This window comes from Variovorax sp. VRV01 (genome assembly GCF_014852545.1).
In the GTDB taxonomy this organism is placed as follows: domain Bacteria; phylum Pseudomonadota; class Gammaproteobacteria; order Burkholderiales; family Burkholderiaceae_C; genus Variovorax; species Variovorax beijingensis_A.
The window spans coordinates 17,816-39,416 of the sequence record NZ_JACVBS010000016.1; the positions used below are offsets into that span (position 1 = coordinate 17,816).

The following is a 21,601-nucleotide window of genomic DNA, read 5'->3' on the forward strand; positions in this document are numbered from 1 at the left end:
GGAAAAGGAGAGAGAGATGGACGAAAAAGCGGCTCGCACCATTCAGACCATCGTCGTGGACGGCACATTTACTCTGGCAGGCTTGGCAGCGGCGGCACTTGGCATCTGGTACGTCTGGGAAGGAAATGCCGGACTGGCCGCTACGGGGCTCGGAGGAGGCTTGGTGCTCCTGTTCGCTGCGACAATCCACCGCTTCGAGTCGCTGAAAGGCCTTGGCATGGAGGCCAAGACCAAAGAACTGAAGTTCCAAGTTGACAAAGCGGAACATGCTCTCGCGCAATTGCGGGATCTCGCGGAATTCACCGGAACAAATCTCCTGCGGATGGTCAGTGCTGGCGGCCGGCACGGCAGCGCTACCAGCATGGACAACTCCTATAAGGTTTCGCGAGACGTGAAGAAGCTATTTGCGGACGCGTCAAGTAAACCAGAGACCGTTCGCACGGCACTCGAATTCTGGGCCCGATACGCAGCCATTGACATGTTCTCTACGAAACTTCGGGACATGCAGAGCACGTTCGAAAGTCGTATTCGACAGATGGGAGAAGACGCAGCCAAGTTCCAAGGAGATGACTGTGCAGACCTTGTGCGTCGCAGCCAAGCTCTCCGAGAGTTTCAACTTGGCGCGCTGAAAGGGCTTGGCTCCTGGGAGCTTCACGAGTTTCCGAGCCGGCTGCGGCGGATTGTGGAAGAGGCGCCTGATCTTTTATCCGTCCAAAGAGAACAGTGGCGTACCGATTTCGCACCTGCGATTGCTCAACTCCAGTACCTTGCGGACAACCTGGACTATGGGGACCACGAGTACTGGGGCGAGATTTCGCGTAAGCGCGGTTAGCCGCCATCGGCCGTGAATCGCCCCGGATTTGTGAAGGCTCAACACTCTGAGAGGATTGAGCCATGAAGAAGTCAAACAAGTTCTCACCCGAGGTGCGTGAGCGCGCGGTGGGAATGGTGCAGGAGCACCGGGGAGAGTAGCCATCGTTGTGGGCGGCGATCGAATCGATCGCAGCGAAGATCGTCCGCGTGCCGCAGACTCCGGAATCACCAGTCACAATGCCCCGGAATGCCCAGAATGGAAAATCCTTAGCGATGCGCAGCGAATACGCCCGCGTGACTGGCTATATGCCAGCAAACAATTCGCTCAACGGCATTCCTAGTGCAGTTGCGAAGGTCTGTAGTACATCAAGCCACGGGTTTGCTCCACCCGTCTCCACCCTGCTCATGTAGGTGCGCGCGAAACCGCATCGATCGGCGCGGGCCTCTTGGCTCATGCCGATAGCGATCCGCAGCATGCGGATGCGTTCTCCAAATCGACGACGCAAGACTTCATGTGCGACGGATGGTCACGTCATGGCGTAGCATGTCCGCCGCACGTATCGGCGCGCAAGTGAGGGCGCTGCGCATGGCGGCCGAGGTGTCTGGCGGCGAACTGGCCAAGACCTCGGGGATTTCTGCCTCGATGCTGTCACGCATCGAGCGCGGTCTGGTCTCGCCTTCGGTGGAAACGCTGGAGCGCCTCGCGAATGGCCTTGGAGTGCCGGCCTCACGTTTCTTCAGTGATCAGGCTCGGCGCACGGCCTTCTGCCACGTGCGCGTGGGGCAGGGCGTCGTGGTCGATCGGATCGGCGCCGTGGCAGACTACCTGGTCACGTTGTTGCCCGGTGCCGATCTCTACGTGACCTTCCAGCACCCGGGCCTCAAGTTCCTGTACTTCCTGTCCGGGGAGGTCAGCTACCGTTACGGCGGCAGGACTGCGGAGGTGAGGGCAGGGGACTCGCTGCTGTTCGATGCGACCGCACTGCATGGGATCGAGGCCATTCAGACCCAGCCGGTCTCTTACTTGTCAGTGGTGTTCACGCTGCGAGAGTAGGCTGTTCTTGGCGGCCCTGCCGCGCAGCGGGGCGACGCGGGTGCCCATTCGATGGGCCCCCCGAATTCGCTGCGTGCCGAATTCACTTCTCCGCCCATCGCTTTTTCTCGGTGTTCGGCATGCCGAACACCGAGAAAGTCTCGAACGCTCGCAACAGCGGAGGTCATCCGCTTGATGGAGCCGTGAGGAAATTCATGCAGCGGCCTTGTGGACGTGCTCTGCGAGCGGAATGAATTTTCGGTCCCGGTAGCCTGGATGCAGCGGTGGCGGGACGACGTAGAAGCTTCGGGGGGCAGAGTCTTTGTACGGCTTCGAGGGCGGGATCGTTCCGTCCACCTCCGCAATGTTCGGCATGCCGAACATGGATGGTGGTCTTCGAGCGGTTGATCGACGGCAACACATCGGAGCCGCGAAAACGGCGAGGTGAGCTCGACGCTGGAATTCCGAGGGCAAAGCCCTTGTGCGGCTATGAGGGCAGGATAGACTGCCGTCAGACATTGTTTACCGCCACGGCGTTGCAATGACCAAGACCTCTCGAACCAGCCGCGTGATAGCCACCCGGGTGCCGCCCGAGACGAGGGCGCATTTCGTCGCGCTGGCGGCGCGTCATCACCTCAGTGCGTCGACTCTGCTCGCGAAGATGGTCGACGAGGTGCTCAAGACCCACGGCGACATCTCGCTGGGCTCGGGTGGTCAGCGATCCCTACGCGAGACGGAAAACAGCGTTGGCCTGGCGGACCGCATCACGCTGCGGCTTCGCAATGGCGATCGCGTGCTGGCGGCAGAGCGGGCCCAATCCCGTGGAATGAAGACAGCCAGCTACCTCGCCCTGCTGATCCACAACCATGTCCGTGACGCGGCCGTGCTGCCGCCGAACGAACTGGACCAGATCAAAGTGACCAATGCCCAACTGGCCGCGCTGGGACGGCAGCTTCGAATGTTCGGCATGCCGAACACTCTGGCCCATCCGGTGGCACCGGACCTCGGCGAAGCGATCGCGCGGGTCCGGCAGGAAGTCGAGGAGGCACGCGAAGCCGCGGCCGCCATCGTGCGCCGCAACCTGGTCAGCTGGGAGACCGGCGCCGGGAGTGCCCGTGCCTGAACAGAGGGCGCGCATCGGCCGAAGCGGCCGCGGCGCGGCCGATGCGCCGCGCGACCTGACCCTGGACATCGTGAGCTACGGTCGGCGCGGGCCGGGCGGCACGCTGCGCCTCGGTGCCGGCCAGATCGCCCAGATCCAGCGCACGGTGGGGCGCACGCCCGAGGTGATGGTGAAGGTCTCCGGCGGCGGACGGGACGTCGGCGGCGTCGAGGCCCATCTGCGCTACATCGGCCGGCACGGCAAGCTGCAGCTGGACACCGACGAGGGACTGGCGCCGCAGGGCCGGGGTGCCGCCAGGGAGATCACGGCCGACTGGCAGCTGGCGCTTTGCAGAAGCCAGTACAAGCCGAGACCCGCGCTGGGGCAGAAAGACACCCGTGCGAAGCTGGTGCACAACATCGTCCTGTCCATGCCCGCCGGCACGCCGCCGGACAAGGTACGGGCTGCCGCCCGCATCTTTGCGCGCGAGAACTTCGCGCTGCAGCATCGCTACGCCATGGTGCTGCACACCGATCAGCCGCACCCGCATGTGCATCTGGTGGTCAAGTGCGAGCACGAGTTCGAGCCTGGCAAGCGCCTCTACATCCGCAAGGACACGCTGCGCCAGTGGCGCGAGCAGTTTGCCGCGCTGATGCGGGAGCAGGGCGTGGCGGCCAATGCCACACCGCGCCAGGTGCGAGGGCAGACCCGCAAGCCGTACAGGGATGCAATTCATCACCGGCTGCGCGCGCTTCGGGCGTTCGGCCAACTGTCGCCCAGCGACCGGACCGGGCATCGACCGCCGAAGACCTCGACCTTCATGCGCGCCAAGCTGGAGAGCCTGCTCCAGGCGCTGAGGTCGGGACGAGGCGCCGTGGATGGCGGACAGGAGAAGATGCGAAACACCCGGCGGGAGGTGGTCGCAGATTGGCGCGCAACGGCGGATACGCTTCGAAGACAGGGCGAGGCCAATCTGGCCGCACAGGCGAAGCGCTTCGTCGCGCGCATGCCGGCTGTGCAGACTGATGCGCAGCGAATGGCTGACCGCTGGAGAGAGCAGGTCAGACGCCGAACTCCAGAGCGCGACAATGCTCTGCCGCCCGGAAAGCGCACCCGGTGAACGCGACGCGCACTCGAACGCAGACCGACCCCATGCCGCGGCATTGGATCGGCATCGGAGCATTCCGCCGCGTCAATTTTCAGTGACGATCAACACCAGGACGATCAGCGAGAGGTGGATTGGATAGAAGGCGTAGAAAACCCACCGACTGCGCGGCAACGAAATCTCGACCTGTCGAGCTCCCCAGATCAAGAGCAGGGCAGCCACTGCAGCGAAGTTGCCGTTGATGGCAGCGAGTGAAGCGGTCGCCAAGGCCCACAACAGCATCCGCAGATAGGTGGATCTGCGCAGGAACGCCCAGGCGCCCAGGCAGCAGAGCAGCGCCGGCCACCAGAACTCCACCACGGCGCCACCAACGAGGAAGGCGATCAAGGCCGTGCAGCGCGCGCCCCAGCCGTCCCGCTCCAGCAGCCAGACGATCAGCGTTGCCAATAAAAGGGTGGCAAGGATGTTCAACGGCCACCAGCCGACCAGATGTACGAAAGCGGGTGTCGCCAGCAGGGCAAAGATCGCCAGTCGCTTCATGACGCGCAGGTGCAAGCCGGTCTCGAGCGCTCCGGGGCGTGTCAGGTTGACCATGAGCACGAATCCGAAGAGCGGCATCGCCATGCGACCCCATGCGTAGAGAGTCGGGCTCGACCCATGCATCAGGTACTTGTTGACGTGATCGCCCGCCATGAGCAACAGACCGACCCATTTGAGCGCTTCGAGCGAGCCGTCCGAGATCGACCAGGCGCTCACCGGCGGCTGAGTTTTCACTCGGTTCCGTATCTGGAGCCTTCGGGACATGGCGGCGAGACCGGTTGATTCCCTTTGCATCAGAACGCCGGGGGCGGTTCAATACCTTCGATCCACTGCTGGCGCTACGCCACGCCGGCGAAGCGGCGAGCATCGGCGCATTGCGTACAACCAACAAGCTCTCGGCGTTGCGCTGTGCAGGCCGAGGACGCGCAGTTGAGGGCGGCGGGCCTGCACGTCCATGTCGTCCGCCACGATGAACTTGTCGTGTTCAAGGGCATGAGGCGCGTTCGAGCGGACCGGCACCCGTTCCTTGACCGGAAAGCTGGTGGTGGAGTAGGACCGAACAGCCTCGCCGCGTCTGGGTGCCGAAAGCATAGGCCCTGCGCCCGGAGTGTCGAGCAGGCGCCTCGGATGGTGTTCCGCACCAGCGCAGGACCGGAGAGGGGCGCGAACAACGCGCACGCAAGGCTGGACGAAGAGCTGCAAGCTTCAACCCTGGCCTCCAACGATTTCTAGACGCGCTCGTGGCTCAACTCATCACGGCTTCGGGCCGTGCGTTGGCGCGCATGCATGCGTGCGGGGCGCGGGAGTCGATCCGGAAGGTGGATGGTGCGGCCTTGCAGAAGCGCCTCGGCAATCCGCTCGCGAATCAGCGCTACGAGGCGCTGCTGGGAGAACGGATCGCGGGTCACGCGCTGTGCGTACTGCTCGGCCAGCTTGAGATCCGCCGCCGCCGTGGACAGTTCGGGGTCCAGCCCCCGGGCCGCATCGGACAGCAATTCCCCGGTGCGTATGCGCATGGCGTGTTGTTCCATCGCGCGAAGGTGATCGGATGTCTCGATGCTCCACCGCGCACGCTGCGCGACAATTTTCTTTTCGCCGACCAGCTCACCTTCCGCATTGCGGGCCGCCACCCGGAGGTTGACCGGACGGGTGCCGCCCCGCGTGAGCACCACCTGGTCTCCGACGCGCGGTTGCGAAGCGGACTCTGCGAGGGCCCGCTCGAGATCCGTACCCCAGATGGTGCGAGCCCCGGTCTCCGCGCGAACCGTCACGTAGAAGGACATGCGCTGCGCCGGATCGAATTGATAGGGTGCGGCGGCGGCTGCCACGAGCATCCCCCTGACAGGCGATCTTGGTCCTCCGCGCTCGAACCTGCGGTCTTGCGGCTCTTCGGGTGGATGAAGACCGGAATTGCTGGGGGCTTCGGCGGGTACGGCGCCTTGGTGCACGGTTGCTGTTTCGCGGTCCAGCGATGCAGGTATCGGACCCCGTCCGTTCTCGTGCGAGGGCGACGCTCTTTTCTTCAACGCACGCTGGACCTGGAGGATCTCAGCCGAGGTCGGTTCGTAGCCTCGGGCCTCGATGCCGCGCAGCGCGGCTTCGTGCCACATGCCCTGGCGGAAGGTCTCGGTGCCTTTGAGTTCGATGATCCGCCAGCCGCGCGCTTCGGCGATCGCCACGACGCTGTGCAGCACCTCGCGGTTCTCGGTCCGCACGCGGAGGCGGCGGCCGTCGTCGATGAACGCGAGGGTGCGGTCCGGGAAGAAGTAGCGATTGTCGATGCGCAGGTAGCGGCGCTCGATGGCATCGGGCACCCGGGAATGACCGTGGCCCGCAGCAGGCGCATCTCCCTGGATGGAGCCCGCGCCATTCCAAGGGGCGGTGCTCTCGGTCCCGTTCGGAGCTTGGTTTCCGGAAGAACGGTCTGTTGACATTGCGGCTCCTATCACGTGTGTTGTCAGGCAGGGCGGCCCGGGGCTGTCCGAACCGGTTCGATGTCGCATCAGTCGAGGATTCGCGCCATGAACGCATCGGCGTGGCGCTTCATGTCCTCGTCGCTGAGCTTCTCGGTGGGAATCTCCACGTCGTCGAAGTCGAACGAGAAGTCGTCCAGCGTCAAGTCGTCGTTCAATACATCGCCGGCCACGGTACCGGCCTGCCTGGCTGTCAGCGCGGCGCCACCATCCTGAGGCGTGGCGTTGGAGATCGATCCGGGGCCCGTGCCGGGCGTGTCTTTCTTGTCATCGGGCGTTGCCGCCGGCGTGGTTGCGGCGACGCCGCCGGACTTGTCGACGTTCAGCTTCGGCACCGGTGGTGGCGGCAGTTCGCGCGAGGAAAAAAGCCTGTCGCGAAAATAGAGGATCCGATGCGCAAGCACCGGCCGCAGGCCTTCGTAGAACAGGATCATCCGGTCCGGTCCCAGTTCCTTGACCTCCTGGGGCAGCAACAGACGGCGCGGCTGCTCGCTGATGCTCACGGTCGGCTCCTTGTTCGCCCCGCCCCACATCGGGCGGCTGACGTTCTTCTGCCGGACGGTGTAGGTCCCCAGCTCGCGCGAGATGGCCTCGGCGTCCTCGTACTCCTTGGGCGGGAACACGATGCGTGCGGCAAGCATCTTTCGGATCGACTTGGCGCCCTCGATGCCGTACTTCTCAATCAGCTGGGAATTGGACTGGACGATGACCACGGTGCGCACGTTATAGCCGGGCAGGAAGGCTGTGGAGTCGGCGATGACGGGGATGCGCCCTAGCGCCGGAAACTCGTCGAGCATCAGGAGCACCTGGTGGCGAAGTTGCGGATTGTTCTCGGGGAGTTCTCGTGTTTGCAGACCGATCGCCTGCTGGAAGAACAGGTTCAGCAGCGGCTGCAGCCGGGCGATGTTGTCGGGGTTGATCTGCACATAGATCGAGATCGGGTGCTTGCGCAGTTCCCTCAGGTCGAAGTCGTTGGCCGAGGTGGCCGAATCGATCATCGGATTGAGCCACAGGTCCAGGCGGCTGGTGAAGGTCTTGCGGATGCTGGAGGCCGTGGTCGGCGCCAGGTCGATCACATCGTAGAGGCTCTGCACCGCTTCCTGCGACAAGGGGTACCCGGCGCGCTCGCAGGCATCGATCACGCGCTTCCAGTGCTTCTGAAAGCCCTCGGCATCGCTGGCCATGCCCTGGCGCAGGACCTCGCCCAAGGTGCGCATGGCACCCTTGGTCTCGAAGAGATAGAGGGAGATGCCCAGGAACAGAGATCTGGCCGATGAGGTCCAGAATGGATCGCCGGCCTGTGGATCGGGAAAGAGCATCGTGCCGATGCGCTGCAGATCGTCGATACACCGGTAGGGCGTCTCGGAGACGTAGCCGAGCGGGTTCCAGCGTGCCGAGCGCTCGCTCTCGGACAGGGGATCGAACAGGTGCACCTGCTGCCCATGGGCCGCACGGAAGCCGGCGGTGCGCGTGAAGTTCTCGCCCTTGATGTCGCTGACGATGGCCGAGCCGGGCCAGTTCAGCAGATTGGGGATGACCACGCCGATGCCCTTGCCGCTGCGCGGCGGCGCCTCGAGTGCGACGCCCTGCTGGCCGGGAAGCACCAGGTAGCGATTGCCGAGCCGCCCGAGGATGATGCCGTGCTCGTCTAGGAGGCCCGATCGCGCGATCTCGCGACGGCTCGCGAATCGGGCATCGCCATGCAGCGGCCGGCGGCGAGGCAGCATGGCAATTCCGACCAAACCGAGCATCAGCCCCTGGGAGCCGGCCAGCGACGCAATGAGGACACGGCGCACGTCCGGCCGCTTGCCATAGGCCTGCCAGTACTCGTGTAGGGTCAGCAGCGTGGCGCGCTGTGGCGGCAGATTCATCGCGATCAGGAACGCTTGGCCGGCGACGTACACGCCGACCAGCGCCGCCACCAGCAGCGCGACCGCGATTCTGAAGGGGCTAGGCAAGCCTTCGTATCTTGGTGCCAGGGTCATACCAGATCTCCTGCACGATGCGCCGCAGCAAGCCGTCCCGGCGCTCCCGCGCGCACTGCACCACGATGTCCACGCTCATCTGCGCCAATTCCACGCCGTCGCGCGTGGTCATGCCGTGGCCCGCCTGACTGCGCTTCATCAACTGCGCCAGCGCCACGAAGGCCATCTCCGCGCTGTCGGCGTGCACGCTGGTGATCGAGCCTGGGTGGCCGGTGTTCACGGACACCAGATAGTCATAAACCTCCTCGCCGGTGCGGAGCTCGGACACGAACACCCGGTCGGGGCGTTGTCGCTTGGCGCTGGCGAGCAGTTGGCCGGGCGTGACCTCGGCCTGCCCCTGGGCGCCTTGCGAGTAGAAGAGCCTCACGTGGTTGGGCTGGTTGCGCAGCGACAGTTCCTTCACGTCCTCGATGGTGATCAGGCGGTCCTCGGACGGCACCTCGAGGATCAGCGCCTTGCCAACCGTGGTCTTGCCGGAGCCGGTGGCGCCGGACAGGAGGATGTTCTTGCGAAACCGGACTGCGCGTCGCAGGAAGGGCACGAATTGCCGGCGTGCGAGGAGATCTGTCAGCTCCCGGTCTTCGGGTGAAAGGGACGCCAGTTCAGATGGGTGCGCCGGAGTCGCGGGAGCACTGCACGTGTTCTCGAAGATGTGCAAATTCCCCAGCTCTTCGAGGGTCCAGAGCGTGTTCGAGGGGCGCCGGATTGTGATCGAGACGGTCTGATCCAGGGTCGCGGGCGGCAGCACGATCTGGATTCTTTCGCCGCCAGGGAGCGTGGCGGACAGGAGCGGCTCGTTGGCCGAGATGCGCTGTCGCGTGAAGTTGGCCACGAGCTTGGCGATGGACATGCACCAGTCGAAGCTCGCGAACGGCAACGCCTCGCGTGTCCAGCCGGACTGCCGTTCCACGAAGGCTGCACCGGGCTCGTTGATGCAGATCTCGGTCACCGCGGGATCACCCAATAAGTGGCCGAGCGGACCGAGAAAGAGAGCGAGCGACGATGGCGCCTCAGCGGAGGCTGCGTCACGCGCGTGCGCCCGCGCCGGCTGCCGGTCGCCTGTGGCGGCGCCGGGCTCGCCATCAAGGGATGGCCGGTTCGGTTCGAAGCGCATAGACGCTCCTGAAATCCACATCGCGGGCGACCAGGATCTGGATCCGCTCGCCCTGGTTCTTGATCACGGTCGGCGGGATCGACACGGTGCTGCGCAGGACCTCCGTGATGACGTCGCGGCTGCCCTGCGGGCCGATCACCACGCCACCGCCGCTGCCGACAGAGTTGGTGTTTTGCTGCCGGGCGGCGATCGCCTGCATCGTGCCGTCGATCACCGAGATCAGGACTGCGGCACCGAAGCGATCCCAGAAATGGGTGTCGACGAAGCCGGGGAGGCCGCTGCGTCCCAATTCGTCGGTGCCCGGAGAAGCCAGCTGGACCACGACGCCGGTCGGCGTGCGCGCCTCGTTCCAGACGATGAAGACGCGGCCCTGTCCCTGTCGCGGCGCTCCACGCTGTTCGCCGACGTACTTGGTGCCACGCTCCAGCAGCACGACCTTGCCGTCTGCCCCGTAGACGTCGCTCGCGCCGATGCAGGTGGCCATGCCCTCATAGGTGGAATCGATGGCGGTTTCCAGCGTGCAGTCGATGAACGCGCCTTTGGGCAAAAGCATGCGCCGTGTCGGCAGGGTCTGGGCGACGACCGCCGGGGTCGGCGTGGGCCGAAGGCTGGCGGCCAGCTGACCGCCGCCGGGTGCCGCCGAACCGGCGTGGGGCGGCTGCAGCGCACCGATCAGCTGGGCCATGCTTGGCACGCCGCCGGCAGGCAGCATCGCCGGATCCGCGAACGCGTGCGGCGTCGTGGCGCTGTGCGCCTGTGCGGCTTGGGCACGCCGAAGCACCGGGGCGCCCAGCTGTCGTTCCAGTGCGATCTGCTCGGGTGTCTTCTGCGGCGGTCCCGTGTTGGTACCGTTCGCCGACGGTGGCGGCGGGGAGGGAGGGGCGGCGGTCGCTGCTGCTTCCGGCATCGCTCTGGGCGGATCGATGCGGCCGAGCGGCGGAACCTTCATCTCGCCGCCGGCGCGCGCAGCAGCCGCCTTTCTCGCAGCCTCTTCGGCTTCCTGGGTCTTGGCATACTGGGTGTTGTAGTACCAGAACAGGAATCCGGCGCCCAGCAGCATGATCGCTGTCAGCGCCAGGAACCCGCTGATGCGCGACTGGATGGAGCGCTCGCGATTGACCGATGGAATGGCGCGCTCGCCCTGGATCGTCGGGCGCTCTTCGGCTGCCAGGAACGTCCCGTCTCCCGGGGCCGCGGCTCGCTGCGCTGCCAGGATCTCTCCGGTGTCCGGGTCGATCTCGGGCGCGTCGCCATGCTCCTGGGGATCGGTCCGGGACGCTCGGCGGGGCTCGCTCATCCAGGTCATGGCCCATCTCCTGCAGTGATGCGCCGCACACCTGTTGCGCTGGTGTTGGTGGGGGCGCGCGCGCCGCCGCCGACGAAGGACCGGTTGATCACGCAACCGACCAGCGCGCCGCGCCGCAGCACAATGCGGTGCGCCACGCGGTGAATCACTACCTCGTCCGCGTCGACGTTGAAGTTCAACAGCGATTCGGACCCGTCGTCGTTCTGGACGAACATCGCCGGGAAGTCGGAGCGCGCGTGGAAACGCAGACGCGTTTGCGCCCCGTCGTCATGGGCGCTCACGGGCTTGAGCGAATCGTTCCCGCAGAACCAGTAGTCGAAGTTGCGTGGCCGATCGGTCGCCCCTTCGCTCATGCGCGCCTCGGCCTGGCTCCGTTCCTGATTCTCGGCTGCCTTTCGAGCCTCGTCTTCTGGGTAGGTGAAACGTATCGAATACACCATGCGCCTGGTGGCAGCGCCTACCGGCGTGATGGAGGAGACGGTGTAGTCGAAATGATAGGCCCGCCGGTTCGTGAGGACAGTGACGTTGGTCGCGGCGCGCGCTTCCTTGGGCTTGATGAAGAAATGGTTGCGCTCGGCGCCGATATCGAAGGCGCCGTTGTCGCCGGAGCCGAGATTCACGAACTCCTCGCCTTCGGCAAACTGCAGATGGATCTGGTAGCCCACGTACCCCTGCAAGCTGATGACGTCTGCCGGGTTGTAGGCGACCACCCGTACCCGGGCATCGACCTTGCCGGCAGCCGGCACGGTCGCGGCTCGGCCGTACGGCGCGGCAAGCGCCAGACTTGCCGCCAGTCCGATCGCCAGCGGAAAGCTGCGGTGCACGCGCCGGGGCTTCATCGTGCATCCTGCCTGCCGAGTGCAACGCCGCCCGGGGCGACCTCGGGCTCGCGACGGTATTCGACGACGCGAAAGCCCAGCGGGTTGAGCGAACGCATCTTGTTGTCCGCAGATGGCGCGACATAGGCGAACTCGATCGTGGAGACCCAGTGGCTGGTCTGCTCTTCCCCGGTGCCGCCTGCGCGCGTCGAACGGGTGAAGCGGACCTGTGCCAGCTTGTCCTTCCCGCTCTCCAGCTTGAGGAAGGTGACCGATTGCACCTGCGCGCGGATGGACGTGCCGTCCTTGTAGACATTCAGAGGTGAGGCCGGGTTGTCGGCCGCCCACAAGGTCGCCCACTCCTGGTTGAGACGAGGCGAGTTTTGCGAGGCGACCAATTCGTAGTCCGCTTCCGCGGTGCCGTAGAAATAACGCTCGCGCGCAATCACGTAGTTCTGCAGCAGGTTGCGTGTCACGACCTGCTCGATGTCGGTCGTGCCTTCGTAGGTGGGAACGATGTCGACGATGCCGCTGCTGCTGTCGACCCGGATGAGAACGGGAACTGGCTCCTTCAGCGGCGTGAGCCCACTGACGGCGGCGACGGCGAGAACCGCGATCAATGCCGCTGATGTGGCCACGGCCCAGGCGATCCTGGTCGATCGCTCCGCACGCCGGGCGCGATCGAGTTCCCAGTTTTGGGCCTCAAGAAGATACTTGTCAAGGGCGGCGTTCCGCTGCATCCACCGCTCCTGGTTGGGAAACACCGTTCGAGATGTTGATCGGTGTGAGTGGCCCTTCGCAATCCGGCGGAGCGGGCGCGCGAGTGCCACATGCCGCGAGCAGAAGGGCGAGCAGAGAAAGTGAGGTCGAAGGCTTCATTTCACTCTCCACCGTTATCGATTGCGCGAGAGGCTCGGCATGACCTTGTCTCTGGAAAGCACGGTGCCGCCGCGACGCGCGACGCCGGTACCTGTAATCGAGGCCATGCCGGTGCCTATGCGGTTGCCCGCCAGACGGCGGAACGAATCCCAGCGACTGCCTGGCTCTCGCCGCAGGCCGTCCAGCACGCCGCGTCCGAACTCATAGCTGGTTCGCTTGGCCCCGCCCATGGCCCACCGCGCCAATCCGCTGACGAGCCCAAATGAACTCAGTGCAATCCCGCTCGCAAGACCGGCTGCAATGGACATGATTTGGCGCATTACCAGCAGCACAAGCGAAGCACACAGCACCATGTTCAATGCGTCTACGGTCACAATGGCCGCGCCCCTCGCTGCTGTCTGGGTGGCATAGGAAGAAACAACCTGAAGCATGAGGCTCGCCACCAGCGAGGTTAGAACAGCAACCAGTGCATAGTTGGCCATCTGGGCGATCCAAGCCTCGAAGAATCGCCGTGTAGCCTCGAAGAAAAGCAGGCAAATAAAAACCGGACCCAAGGCAAGTATCAGCGCCAGCGCGAGCTTGGACAAAACAAGCAGGAAGAACGAGTAGACGGCGACGCCTCCAATGATGAAGTAGACGATGGCTCCCGCCAAATAGAAGCCAAAGTCACCGTTCAATACGCCGCCTTTGTTCCAGAGGTTCGAAGCAACAGTCCCGCCTTTTTCCCAGATCGTGTCGATTACGGACACCGGGTTCGATGCCGCGGTGATCTTGGCAGCCAGTTGGGTTGGTGCATCGAAAAACGTGTCGACAATGACTTCGTTGTAAAGCCAGAGTCTCAGGCCGACGCCAAGTACTATGGCGATGAAAAGGATTCGCTTGACGCCCTCCCATATCGGTTCTTGAACTCTGCCGGTCAGGCTGAGGAATCCCCAAATCATCACGTAAATTGCCGCAAGCGTTACCACCGCCGGCTCGATGACGCCGGCCACGGCCGCCGTTTTTGCCGCCAGGTACTCCGTCAATTGAGAGGTCAGCCACGTCCAGAATTGCTGGAAGAACATTGCTCGCCCCATCGAAGCTTCATTTCTTGGCGTCACTAGCAAGTGGCACTGTTGGCCGAAACCGATTCTGGAAGTCCCCGTGCTCAACGCTTGGTGTTCCTGGCTTGCCAATTTGGGTCGGCACAAGTTCGGGCGGGACTGTTGGCGTCGAGTCTTGTTTCAGCAACCGATAGGTGCCGCCTGTGACAAGTACCGCAATCACGGCGATAACGATCAATGATCTAGACATAGCGGTTCACGGATTGGGAACAAATCTTGCGTTGAATCCGCCGTGGCCAGAGATGACTTGCTCCCTAGCGCGTTGCTGCTGTCTAGCTTCCTCGGCTCTTGCAATCTGATAGAGACTCAGCAGCTTCGTCTGCTCGTTGGTAAGCATGTTCTGCTCGGCCTGTATTCTTGCCTGCAGGTCCTGGATCGCCTTGGGGTCCTGTGCGGAAGCGATGCGATCGATCAGCAGTTGCAGGGCCCAGAAGCGCTGGCTGGTGTTCTGGTACGCGTTCTGGGTCATTCCGTTGAGCAGTGCTGCCGATTGCCGCCCTTGCTCGACGACCTGGCGCAACTCCGGACTGAGCCCCTCCAACTGCGTTCCCGAGAGAACACTGTTGGCTTTCATGATCGACTGGACCTGGTTGGCCAGCCCTCCATAGCTGGCCGACGAGCCGTTGAGCGTGCCCATCAGTTCGCCATAGCTGGGAGGCAGGTAGTTGCGTGCGAGGTCCGAGGTCGGCAGCAACTGCTCCATGCCTCGGCTTCCCGTCATGGCGTTGTGGGTCCGGGTCAGCTGGTCTTTCGACTCCTTCAGTTGGTCGTACTGCTTCTGCATCCCGGAGATTTGCTGCTGCCAGTACATGACCTGCTGTATCAGGTTGGCGACGGCCGTGATGTCGATCACCGGGATGCCGGCTTTCGCGTGCAGCGGTGCGAGCGAAGCTGTGGCCGCGAGGAAGAGAGAAACAAGGAATCTACGCATGGGAGATCTCCTGGTGTGAGGATGAATGGGAAGGGTCGTTCGCAAGCGCCCTGCGGAAAGCCGGCAGCCATTGGGCGGGGTCCGGTCCGCAGATCGCGATCAGTTCGCGCATGAGGCGGACGTTGCCGGTGCGCCCGGAGATGACGTGCAAGGCGTCGTCGAAGCCATGGAGATCGAGCTGTGCGACCACGCTGACGTGGTTCTGCTTGATGAGGAACTGGCGAGAGCCAGGCTCGAGCTCCTGCTTGATGAGCGCGAACTCTCGGTCCGTCAGGTTGAAGCCCCGGGTGTATTCGTCGTAGTCCGCCTCCGGATTCGGGAACAGGATCTTGGTCGGCGTCTGCTCGACGATCGCGCGCGCGATGCTGGAATCGAGCACATGGCTGGTGCTCTGGGTGAATGTGGCGATGTTCGCGTTCTTCTTGCGCCAGGTCTCCAGGCCGTTCTTGGCGAACTTCGCGAAGGCCGGGTCGCTCAGCAGCTTGGCGAATTCGTCCATCCAGCACACCAGCGGGCGGCCGTCCACCATCCGGTTGACGAGGTGAAAGAGGTACAGGGTCAGTGGGGCGCGCACGACCTCGTTGTCCAGGAAGTCGGTCACGTCGAAGCCGACCAGGGTGTGCCCGGCAAGCAGCGGGGCCACCTCGTCGTGATCATTGTCGAATACCCAGGCATAGTCCCCGTGTTCCGAGGCACACCACTTCCGAAGGCGTGCATGCATCCCCTCTGGGTCGGTGATATCGAGGAAGGCGGCGAGCCGGGACAGGCGCCGGAAAGAAGGCTCGAGCTTCAGGATGCCGCGCAGTGCCTGGTCGAGATCGTCCTCCTGACGGACGGTCAGCGTCTCGCCCGGCGCGCGCATCACGAGGCGCCTGAGCCAGTGCCGCATGAACTCGACGTTGTCGGCGATCGAATCGTCGAGCTGCAGCGGATTGCAGCCTGTTGGTGCCCCGTTCTTGAGCGGGAGGTACTGGCCGCCCAGGGCCCGCACCAGGATATGCAGCCCTTCATCCTTGTCGAAGATGACCTGGGTGGCGTCGAGGCGATTGCAGATCGCCACCATGCAGAAACCCAGCAGCGTGGTCTTGCCGGTCCCGACCGGTCCCACACCCGTGATGTGTCCGACGTCGCGGCGGCTGCCGCCGTCCGGGCTGCGCGGATCGTTCGCGTGCAGCGAGAAGTAGTAGGGCGAGCCCGCGCGCGTGGTGAACATGGTCAGCGCATCGCCCCAGTAGTTGCCCGTCGCCCGGCCGGTCGGGAAATTGTGGAAGGGCGACATGGCGGCGAAGTTGCGGCTGGTGACGGGCGCCTTGCGGCTGCGGTAGCCGAAGTTTCCCGGCAGCTGCGCCCAGAAGGCCGCCTCCAGCGCGAGATCCTCGCGGGCCACGACCATTCCTGCGTCGCCCAGCAGGTAGCGGGCGCGGGCAACGTTGTCGTTGAGCTGCTTCAGACGGGGCCGGCCCTCGGACTCGCTGACGCCGTCGTAGGTGTCGGCGAGCACATGCAGGCTGAAGTGGTGGTCGCCCACCACGAAACGATTGCTCATCAGGTCGTCCAGCGCGTCCTGGAGCTCCTCCGCCTGCGAGACTGCCAGGTCACCGGCGGCGGCCATCCGGTGGTGCTGGCGGCTCATCATGTCGGTGGCTGTGCCCTTGGCCAGGAAGGTGAAGCTCTGCGTGAGCACGAAGGGGAAGGGCGCGGTCAGCAGGGCGCTGAACATGCCCGGCGCCGTGGGCGTGGGGTACTCCTTGATGCCGAGGAAGGCCCCGATCCGGGTCTGGGTGCCCGTGCGGTACTCCATGGCTTCATTGCCGAAGAGGGGGCGGGTGGTGGCCAGGACCTCGTTGAGTGGCGAGCGCGGCAGCGGCATGCGCTGCCACTCCCCGTTGACGAGCAGGCCGTGGAATTCCACGAGGGAGGAAAAAAGCCCGTCGTTCCCTTGCAGCCGATAGATGCCCAGTGCTTCGGGGTCGTAGCGTTCAAGGGCGGCGAGCAGTTCCTGGCGCAGCTTGCTGCAGGCGTCCAGCGCATCGTGCAGTTCCGCCCGCGCACCCTCTGGGTCCGCGCGCTTGAACAGCCGCAATGCGGCATTGCCGATGCGGGTGGGCTGCGGCCGGAAGACGACCGACAAGTACAGTTCGTTGACCATCAGCCGCTCGCCAGCCATCTTGCGGCGATAGCGCTGCTCGATCTCGTCGGCGAAGCCGGGCGTCGTCCGCCCGGTCGGATAGGCCGCCTCGCGACGGCGGATCACGTGGGCCCAGAGCGCCAGGTTGGGCGACGCGATGTTGCGCAGCAGGACATTGAGGCGCTCATGCCAGTTGTTGATGTCCTCGTCGTCCGCGCTTTCGAAGCTCGTGCCGGCCAGGCGGAGTGTCTGCACATAGTCGCCGGCACGTGTCAGGGCCACATGCTCGTCCACGTGCGCCGAAAGCGGAATCATGGTCGCCGCGCCGGCTTCGCGGCGCAGCGTGTGCTCGGAGCGCGACAGCAGTTTCATGGCGCGGTACGGCGTCAGACCAAGGTCACGGGCGGCGTGCGCATGCGGCGGCACCCCCGCCAGTCAGGCATGTTCAGCGCCAGGGGGCTGTACGAGTTCGCACGCCAGAACCGCAGGTTGCCGCCGAGCATGGCCGGCAGGCGCGTGCGGCCCCAGAGCTGCAGCAGGTCGAAGAAGCGCGGCTCGTACAGGCACACGAGGTAGAGCACGCCGTGGATCGGCACGAAGGCCAGCAGCCACGCGAGGCTCTTGGTCACGATGAACGACTCGGTCGTGACGACGATGTTGAACATCATGGCCGAGTAGGTGACGCCCCAGACCATCGAAGGCCGCGTCATGCCGACGAACAGGGGGTCCGCGGCAATGCCCTGGTTGCGACTCATGGACCGCGCCCCTCAGACCCCGAACAGGCCCCGGATCCAGGACACGATCTGCGGGCCGCCGAAGACCAGCACGGTGCCGATCACGACCGCGACCATCCACCACCAGCTCAGGCGCCCGAACCAGGCCATGGCGCCGGAGACCATCACCGCGACTGCGGCCAGCGGCGTCAGGATCGCGACGAGTTGTTGCTGGGTCGCGTTCGCACCGGTCGCGAACGGGCTGCCCGCCCAGGCGACTTCGGCAGGGGCGGCGGCGATGAGCCACGCGATGAGCAGCCATCCGATCCATTTGACACGGATGCCGGCTGCCGTTGCGGGCCGGATGTGGATCGAGCATGCGGTCATGGCGTTACTCCGTTGGGCCGGGGGCTGATCCCGCAGGCACTTGCCCATGCGGGGATGCAGGAGAAAGTGAAGCAGGCGGCTCAGTGCGCCGACCGCTGCCGTAGACGTCCCACCACGGTGCTGGCGCCACGCGCTTGCCAGCGGCGGAAGGGTGCTTGGCGGCCTGAACGGCCGTGGGCCTGACCGCCGTAGCCTGGGCGGCGGCATGAGAGGCCGAAGCGATCTCCCGCCGGATGGCCGCGATGTCGCCGAGCGTGCGGACGCGCTGTTCCTCGGCCTCGGTCGCTGCCTTCAGGTCGGATGCGGCGAGCCGCTCGGCCTTGCGGCGCATGAGACCTTCCAATTGAGCTTCCGACTTCCTGAGCTCCTCGCTAAGGATCTCGATGCGGTCGTTGTCGCGCGCCGCCTGCTGGTGTGGTCCGACGCCCTGCGATGCAATGGGCTCCGCCTGGGCCCACAGGGGACGCGCATGCGCCATCAAGCCGGCGAACATGAGCATGGAAAGCCAGGCTGCGCGTCGGCCTTCATCGGTCGCATGCCCACGTTGAGTGTCGTTTGCTTGCATGGGGCGCAATGTCCGCCTCTGCCCGTGCGTGTGTCGACTATTATTTTTGACAGTGGTGTCGCAAAGCGCGAGGCGGCGATATTTCGAGAGCGACGCGGCAGGGCGGTTCGATCGTTGGCCAGTGAGGCGGCTCCGCCCATCTGCAGGGGCCCTTTGCAAGTTGCCGCGGCAGCCCGCGAGGCGCGCCGTTCGGGTGCGATGGACGCGCGTCCCGCGCCGAGGCCTGAGGAGCAAGTCATGGGCAACGTGGTTATCTTCGGCAACCAGAAGGGCGGCGTCGGCAAGTCCACGCTGGCGGTGCTGTACGCATGCTGGCTGGCCGATGTGCGACATCGGTCGGTGTGCGTGATCGATCTGGACGCGCAGGCGAACAGCTCGAAATCGCTGAACCGGTCCTCGGCGATCGCCGAAGCGGTGGAACTGTTCGGCCCGGATCCGGGCCCGATCGCCCCGCCGCGCGAGCGCACCATTGCGCTGGCGGCGGGCAGCAGAAAGCTGTCCGACGTCGAACTCGCGAGGGCGGACCTCGTGATTCCTTTGTTCCGTGGGAATGTGAGGCGCTTGGCGCAGGATTTCGACGCGGTGGTGATCGACACGCCCCCGGCGCTGGGCTTGCGCATGAGCGCGGCGCTGATTGCCGGCCATGCGGTGGCCTGTCCGATCGAGCTGGAGGAGTACAGCATCGACGGCGTCGCCGACATGCTCCGGACCGTCTTCGGGGTCAGGCGGCGCTACAACCCGCAACTGCGGATGGCGGCCATCGTGCTGAACCGGTTCAATCCGCATTCGCTGCGGCAGAAGGCCGCGATGCAGGACCTGGTCTTGAACTTCCGGGAGTTCGTGATACCGGCCCGGATCTCGACCCGTTCGGCCATTCCCGAGGCGCTGGCCGCGGGGGTGCCCGTGTGGCGGCTGCCCAAGAGCGCGGCACGCGAGGCCAGCCTCGAGGTGATGCGGGTGTTCGAGTTGCTGCAGCAACGCATCGACGGCTCGAACGCGTCGATGCCGGCGGATACGCAGGCATGAGGGCGCCCGACGGCCTGGACCTGAGTGCGCTGTCGCAGTTCAGGGCGGCCGATCTGCTCACGGTCGAAGCCGCCCCTTCGGGCCCAGGCGCACCGACACAGGTGGCGCTTGAACGCATCGACTTCGACCCCGGCCAGCCGCGCCGTCGCATGCGGGGCGAACGCATCGAGGAACTCGCCGAATCGATCCGCCAGCATGGCGTGCTGGAGCCGGTGTCCCTGCGCTGCCATCCAGAGCACGCGGATCGGTACATCGTCAACCGCGGCGAGCGCAGGGTGCGCGCGGCGCGCCGGGCCGGCCTGTCCTGCGTTCCGGCGTTCGTGGACCCGCGGGTCGATCCCTTCGCGCAAGCGGCGGAGAACCTGCACCGCGAGGACATGTCGCCGTTCGATCTGGCGGCCTTCATCGCCGAGCGGGAACGGGAAGGCCATTCGCGCGCCGAGATCGCGCGCCGGTTGGGCAAACCGCGCTCCTTCATCACCGAGGCCGCGCGGCTCAGCGACGCACCGCGGCAGTTGCGGGAAGCGGTGGAGGAAGGGCGGCTCGGCGCGGATGTGCGGGTGCTCTACCAGTTGGTGGCCGTCGCGCGAGATCGCCCGCAGGAACTCCAAGAACTGATCGCGCGGGGCGCCCCGATCGGACGTGTCCAGACCAGGAGCCGCCCGCAATCGCCCGAGCCCGTCGGCGGCTCGGCGGCGCCCCCGCCCGGAAACGGGATCCCGAGGATCATCAGCGGCGGCCGCACGGTGCTGGTGGTCGAGCATGGAGGACGGCGCGGGTCCTTGCGCATCAAGGCGAAGGACGGCAACGTCGGCGAAGTCCGCTTCGGCGATGGCACGCGCGCCATGCTGCCGCTGGCGGACTTGCAGCTGGTGTGCTGGGCCACGGAGGAATAGCAATGCCGGCGTTGGCCGGCGCGGCTCGACACCCGGTGGCGGGACAGGGTCCTGCTAGGCCGCGCCGGCCGCTTTCATCGCCGTGTGGCGGCGCCGGTATTCGCGCGGCGTCATCTGCAGGTCGCGAACGAAGGCTCTTCGCATCACCTCCTGTGATCCGTAGCCGCACTGCGCGGCGACGGCCTTGAGGGGGCGCGTGCTCGTCTCGAGCAGGCGACGGGCGGTGTCGAGGCGGATCTGCTGCACGCCACGCCCGGGCGAGAGACCCGTCGCGCGTTCGTAGTAACGCGCGAAGGAGCGCGTGGACATGTGGACCTCCCGTGCCAATCGGGCGACGCTGAGCTTCTCTTGCAGATGTGCCGCGATCCACTGGTGCAGCACGCCGATCCGCGCGTCGGGCGCGGGCGGCTCGAGCGGCAAGCGGCGACGGCGCAGCATGCCGCGGCGACGGCTGCGCGGTCCGGGCAGGCGGGAGGCAAGTGTCTCGACAAACGCGGCGCCCCGGTCCTCTTCGATCCAGGACAGCGCCAGATCGGCGCCCTGGCCCGGTTCGATGACGCGCCAGCTGCGCATTCTCATGCCGGCCGCGAACAGGTCGGGTCCCTGCCCGCCACAGCGCAGCGCCGGCGGCGCGGCACGCCCCTGCCGCCGCACGACGCGGGCCTCCGGCGCAGGCGGCAGCAAGGCCTGCGCGCCCAGCACGGCGCAGCGCTTCAGACGCCGTCGGTTCCTGGAGAGCCATTCGCGCAGGCGCTGCGCGCCTGCCGCCTCGGCCGCGCCCGGAACGGGTTCGCCGCTGATGAAGAGCGTGCTCGCCCGCCCGACGAGCCGGTGCGGCAATGCACCCGTCGACAGTGCCACGCCGCTTGAACTCAGGGTTTGGCCGCCCGCGGCAGAGGCCAGCCGCACGTCGTAGCCGGCGAGCTTGTTGCGCGTCCGGCGAAAGGCGGCATTGGCGGCCTTGAAGACCGCGAGCATGCGGATGACGTCGAGAAGAAGGAAGCCGGGAAGCAGCAGCAGCCAGACCTTGTGCATCGTGAGAAGCCAACGTAGGGGATCGATCCGCAATCTCCCGACCCTGGGCCGCACCGCGCCAGTGCGCGAAGGCAGGCTCGCGAAATTGGCAGAAATGGTGGTGAATTTTGCCTCCGGGCATCGCAAGGCGCTCCTAAACTGTCGCACCC

General features: G+C 65.5%; 21 protein-coding genes and 1 pseudogene. 7 read left to right on the forward strand and 15 right to left on the reverse strand.

The window, feature by feature from the left end:
- The first annotated feature begins 16 nt into the window (after positions 1-16).
- A complete protein-coding gene (locus IB278_RS24540; RefSeq protein ID WP_192326103.1) occupies positions 17-832 on the forward strand; it encodes a hypothetical protein in 816 nt (271 codons plus the stop codon).
- A 62-nt stretch (positions 833-894) separates the two neighbouring features.
- Positions 895-1,032, forward strand: a pseudogene (locus tag IB278_RS34315) (IS3 family transposase); the annotation flags it as partial.
- Between the two features lie 83 nt (positions 1,033-1,115).
- On the opposite strand, the gene IB278_RS24545 reads toward IB278_RS34315, so the two are convergent.
- Positions 1,116-1,319, reverse strand: a complete 204-nt coding sequence (locus IB278_RS24545) for a helix-turn-helix domain-containing protein (RefSeq protein ID WP_192326105.1) — start codon at positions 1,317-1,319, stop codon at positions 1,116-1,118.
- A gap of 38 nt (positions 1,320-1,357) precedes the next feature.
- Here IB278_RS24545 and IB278_RS24550 point away from each other — a divergent pair, with 38 nt between their 5' ends.
- The 3 genes from IB278_RS24550 (at position 1,358) to IB278_RS24560 (ending at position 4,068) form a co-directional block, all read left to right on the forward strand.
- The gene (locus IB278_RS24550) at positions 1,358-1,867 is read left to right on the forward strand and encodes a helix-turn-helix domain-containing protein (protein ID WP_192326107.1); all 510 of its coding nucleotides are present in this window, start codon (positions 1,358-1,360) and stop codon (positions 1,865-1,867) included.
- Between the two features lie 520 nt (positions 1,868-2,387).
- Positions 2,388-2,969, forward strand: coding sequence for a hypothetical protein (locus tag IB278_RS33945; protein WP_225613141.1), 582 nt, complete (start codon positions 2,388-2,390; stop codon positions 2,967-2,969).
- Positions 2,962-4,068, forward strand: a complete 1,107-nt coding sequence (locus tag IB278_RS24560) for a relaxase/mobilization nuclease domain-containing protein (RefSeq protein ID WP_192326303.1) — start codon at positions 2,962-2,964, stop codon at positions 4,066-4,068. The genes IB278_RS33945 and IB278_RS24560 overlap by 8 nt, the downstream gene beginning before the upstream one ends.
- Before the next feature lie 72 nt (positions 4,069-4,140).
- On the opposite strand, the gene IB278_RS24565 is transcribed toward IB278_RS24560, so the two are convergent.
- The 13 genes from IB278_RS24565 to IB278_RS24625 all read right to left on the reverse strand — a co-directional run bounded on the left by IB278_RS24565 (position 4,141) and on the right by IB278_RS24625 (position 18,495).
- Entirely contained in the window at positions 4,141-4,827 is a 687-nt protein-coding gene (locus IB278_RS24565) for a TraX family protein (RefSeq protein ID WP_318646708.1), read from the reverse strand.
- Between the two features lie 494 nt (positions 4,828-5,321).
- The gene (locus IB278_RS24570; RefSeq protein WP_192326111.1) at positions 5,322-6,527 is read right to left on the reverse strand and encodes an LPD7 domain-containing protein; all 1,206 of its coding nucleotides are present in this window, start codon (positions 6,525-6,527) and stop codon (positions 5,322-5,324) included.
- 68 nt (positions 6,528-6,595) lie between these two features.
- Positions 6,596-8,524 (reverse strand): type IV secretory system conjugative DNA transfer family protein, encoded by a 1,929-nt coding sequence (locus tag IB278_RS24575; RefSeq protein ID WP_225613142.1) that lies wholly within the window; start codon positions 8,522-8,524, stop codon positions 6,596-6,598.
- On the reverse strand, positions 8,517-9,665 hold the full coding sequence (gene virB11 / locus IB278_RS24580) for a P-type DNA transfer ATPase VirB11 (protein ID WP_225613143.1): 1,149 nt from the start codon (positions 9,663-9,665) through the stop codon (positions 8,517-8,519). The genes IB278_RS24575 and virB11 overlap by 8 nt, the downstream gene beginning before the upstream one ends.
- Positions 9,634-10,971, reverse strand: coding sequence for a type IV secretion system protein VirB10 (virB10, locus tag IB278_RS24585; RefSeq protein WP_192326115.1), 1,338 nt, complete (start codon positions 10,969-10,971; stop codon positions 9,634-9,636). Before virB10 ends, virB11 begins: the two co-directional genes overlap by 32 nt.
- Complete coding sequence (locus IB278_RS24590) at positions 10,968-11,810, reverse strand: TrbG/VirB9 family P-type conjugative transfer protein (RefSeq protein ID WP_192326117.1); 843 nt, start codon at positions 11,808-11,810, stop codon at positions 10,968-10,970. Before IB278_RS24590 ends, virB10 begins: the two co-directional genes overlap by 4 nt.
- Positions 11,807-12,529 (reverse strand): virB8 family protein, encoded by a 723-nt coding sequence (locus tag IB278_RS24595; protein ID WP_192326119.1) that lies wholly within the window; start codon positions 12,527-12,529, stop codon positions 11,807-11,809. Before IB278_RS24595 ends, IB278_RS24590 begins: the two co-directional genes overlap by 4 nt.
- A gap of 153 nt (positions 12,530-12,682) precedes the next feature.
- Positions 12,683-13,732 (reverse strand): type IV secretion system protein, encoded by a 1,050-nt coding sequence (locus IB278_RS24600; RefSeq protein WP_225613144.1) that lies wholly within the window; start codon positions 13,730-13,732, stop codon positions 12,683-12,685.
- A 235-nt stretch (positions 13,733-13,967) separates the two neighbouring features.
- Positions 13,968-14,702 carry a type IV secretion system protein gene (locus IB278_RS24605; protein ID WP_192326121.1) on the reverse strand — a complete coding sequence of 245 codons (735 nt, stop codon included), beginning with the start codon at positions 14,700-14,702 and terminating at the stop codon, positions 13,968-13,970.
- The gene (locus tag IB278_RS24610) at positions 14,695-17,202 is read right to left on the reverse strand and encodes a VirB4 family type IV secretion/conjugal transfer ATPase (RefSeq protein WP_192326123.1); all 2,508 of its coding nucleotides are present in this window, start codon (positions 17,200-17,202) and stop codon (positions 14,695-14,697) included. The genes IB278_RS24605 and IB278_RS24610 overlap by 8 nt, the downstream gene beginning before the upstream one ends.
- A 14-nt stretch (positions 17,203-17,216) precedes the next feature.
- Positions 17,217-17,585 carry a type IV secretion system protein VirB3 gene (locus tag IB278_RS24615; protein WP_145746400.1) on the reverse strand — a complete coding sequence of 123 codons (369 nt, stop codon included), beginning with the start codon at positions 17,583-17,585 and terminating at the stop codon, positions 17,217-17,219.
- A gap of 12 nt (positions 17,586-17,597) precedes the next feature.
- Positions 17,598-17,930 carry a TrbC/VirB2 family protein gene (locus IB278_RS24620; protein WP_192326125.1) on the reverse strand — a complete coding sequence of 111 codons (333 nt, stop codon included), beginning with the start codon at positions 17,928-17,930 and terminating at the stop codon, positions 17,598-17,600.
- A gap of 4 nt (positions 17,931-17,934) precedes the next feature.
- A complete protein-coding gene (locus IB278_RS24625) occupies positions 17,935-18,495 on the reverse strand; it encodes a hypothetical protein (protein WP_225613145.1) in 561 nt (186 codons plus the stop codon).
- Between the two features lie 237 nt (positions 18,496-18,732).
- Here IB278_RS24625 and IB278_RS24630 point away from each other — a divergent pair, with 237 nt between their 5' ends.
- Entirely contained in the window at positions 18,733-19,521 is a 789-nt protein-coding gene (locus tag IB278_RS24630) for a ParA family protein (protein WP_192326127.1), read from the forward strand.
- The gene (locus IB278_RS24635; RefSeq protein WP_192326129.1) at positions 19,518-20,417 is read left to right on the forward strand and encodes a ParB/RepB/Spo0J family partition protein; all 900 of its coding nucleotides are present in this window, start codon (positions 19,518-19,520) and stop codon (positions 20,415-20,417) included. The genes IB278_RS24630 and IB278_RS24635 overlap by 4 nt, the downstream gene beginning before the upstream one ends.
- 54 nt (positions 20,418-20,471) lie before the next feature.
- Here the strand turns inward: IB278_RS24635 and IB278_RS24640 are convergent, their stop codons facing one another.
- A complete protein-coding gene (locus IB278_RS24640; RefSeq protein ID WP_192326131.1) occupies positions 20,472-21,452 on the reverse strand; it encodes a helix-turn-helix domain-containing protein in 981 nt (326 codons plus the stop codon).
- Positions 21,453-21,601 lie beyond the last annotated feature (149 nt).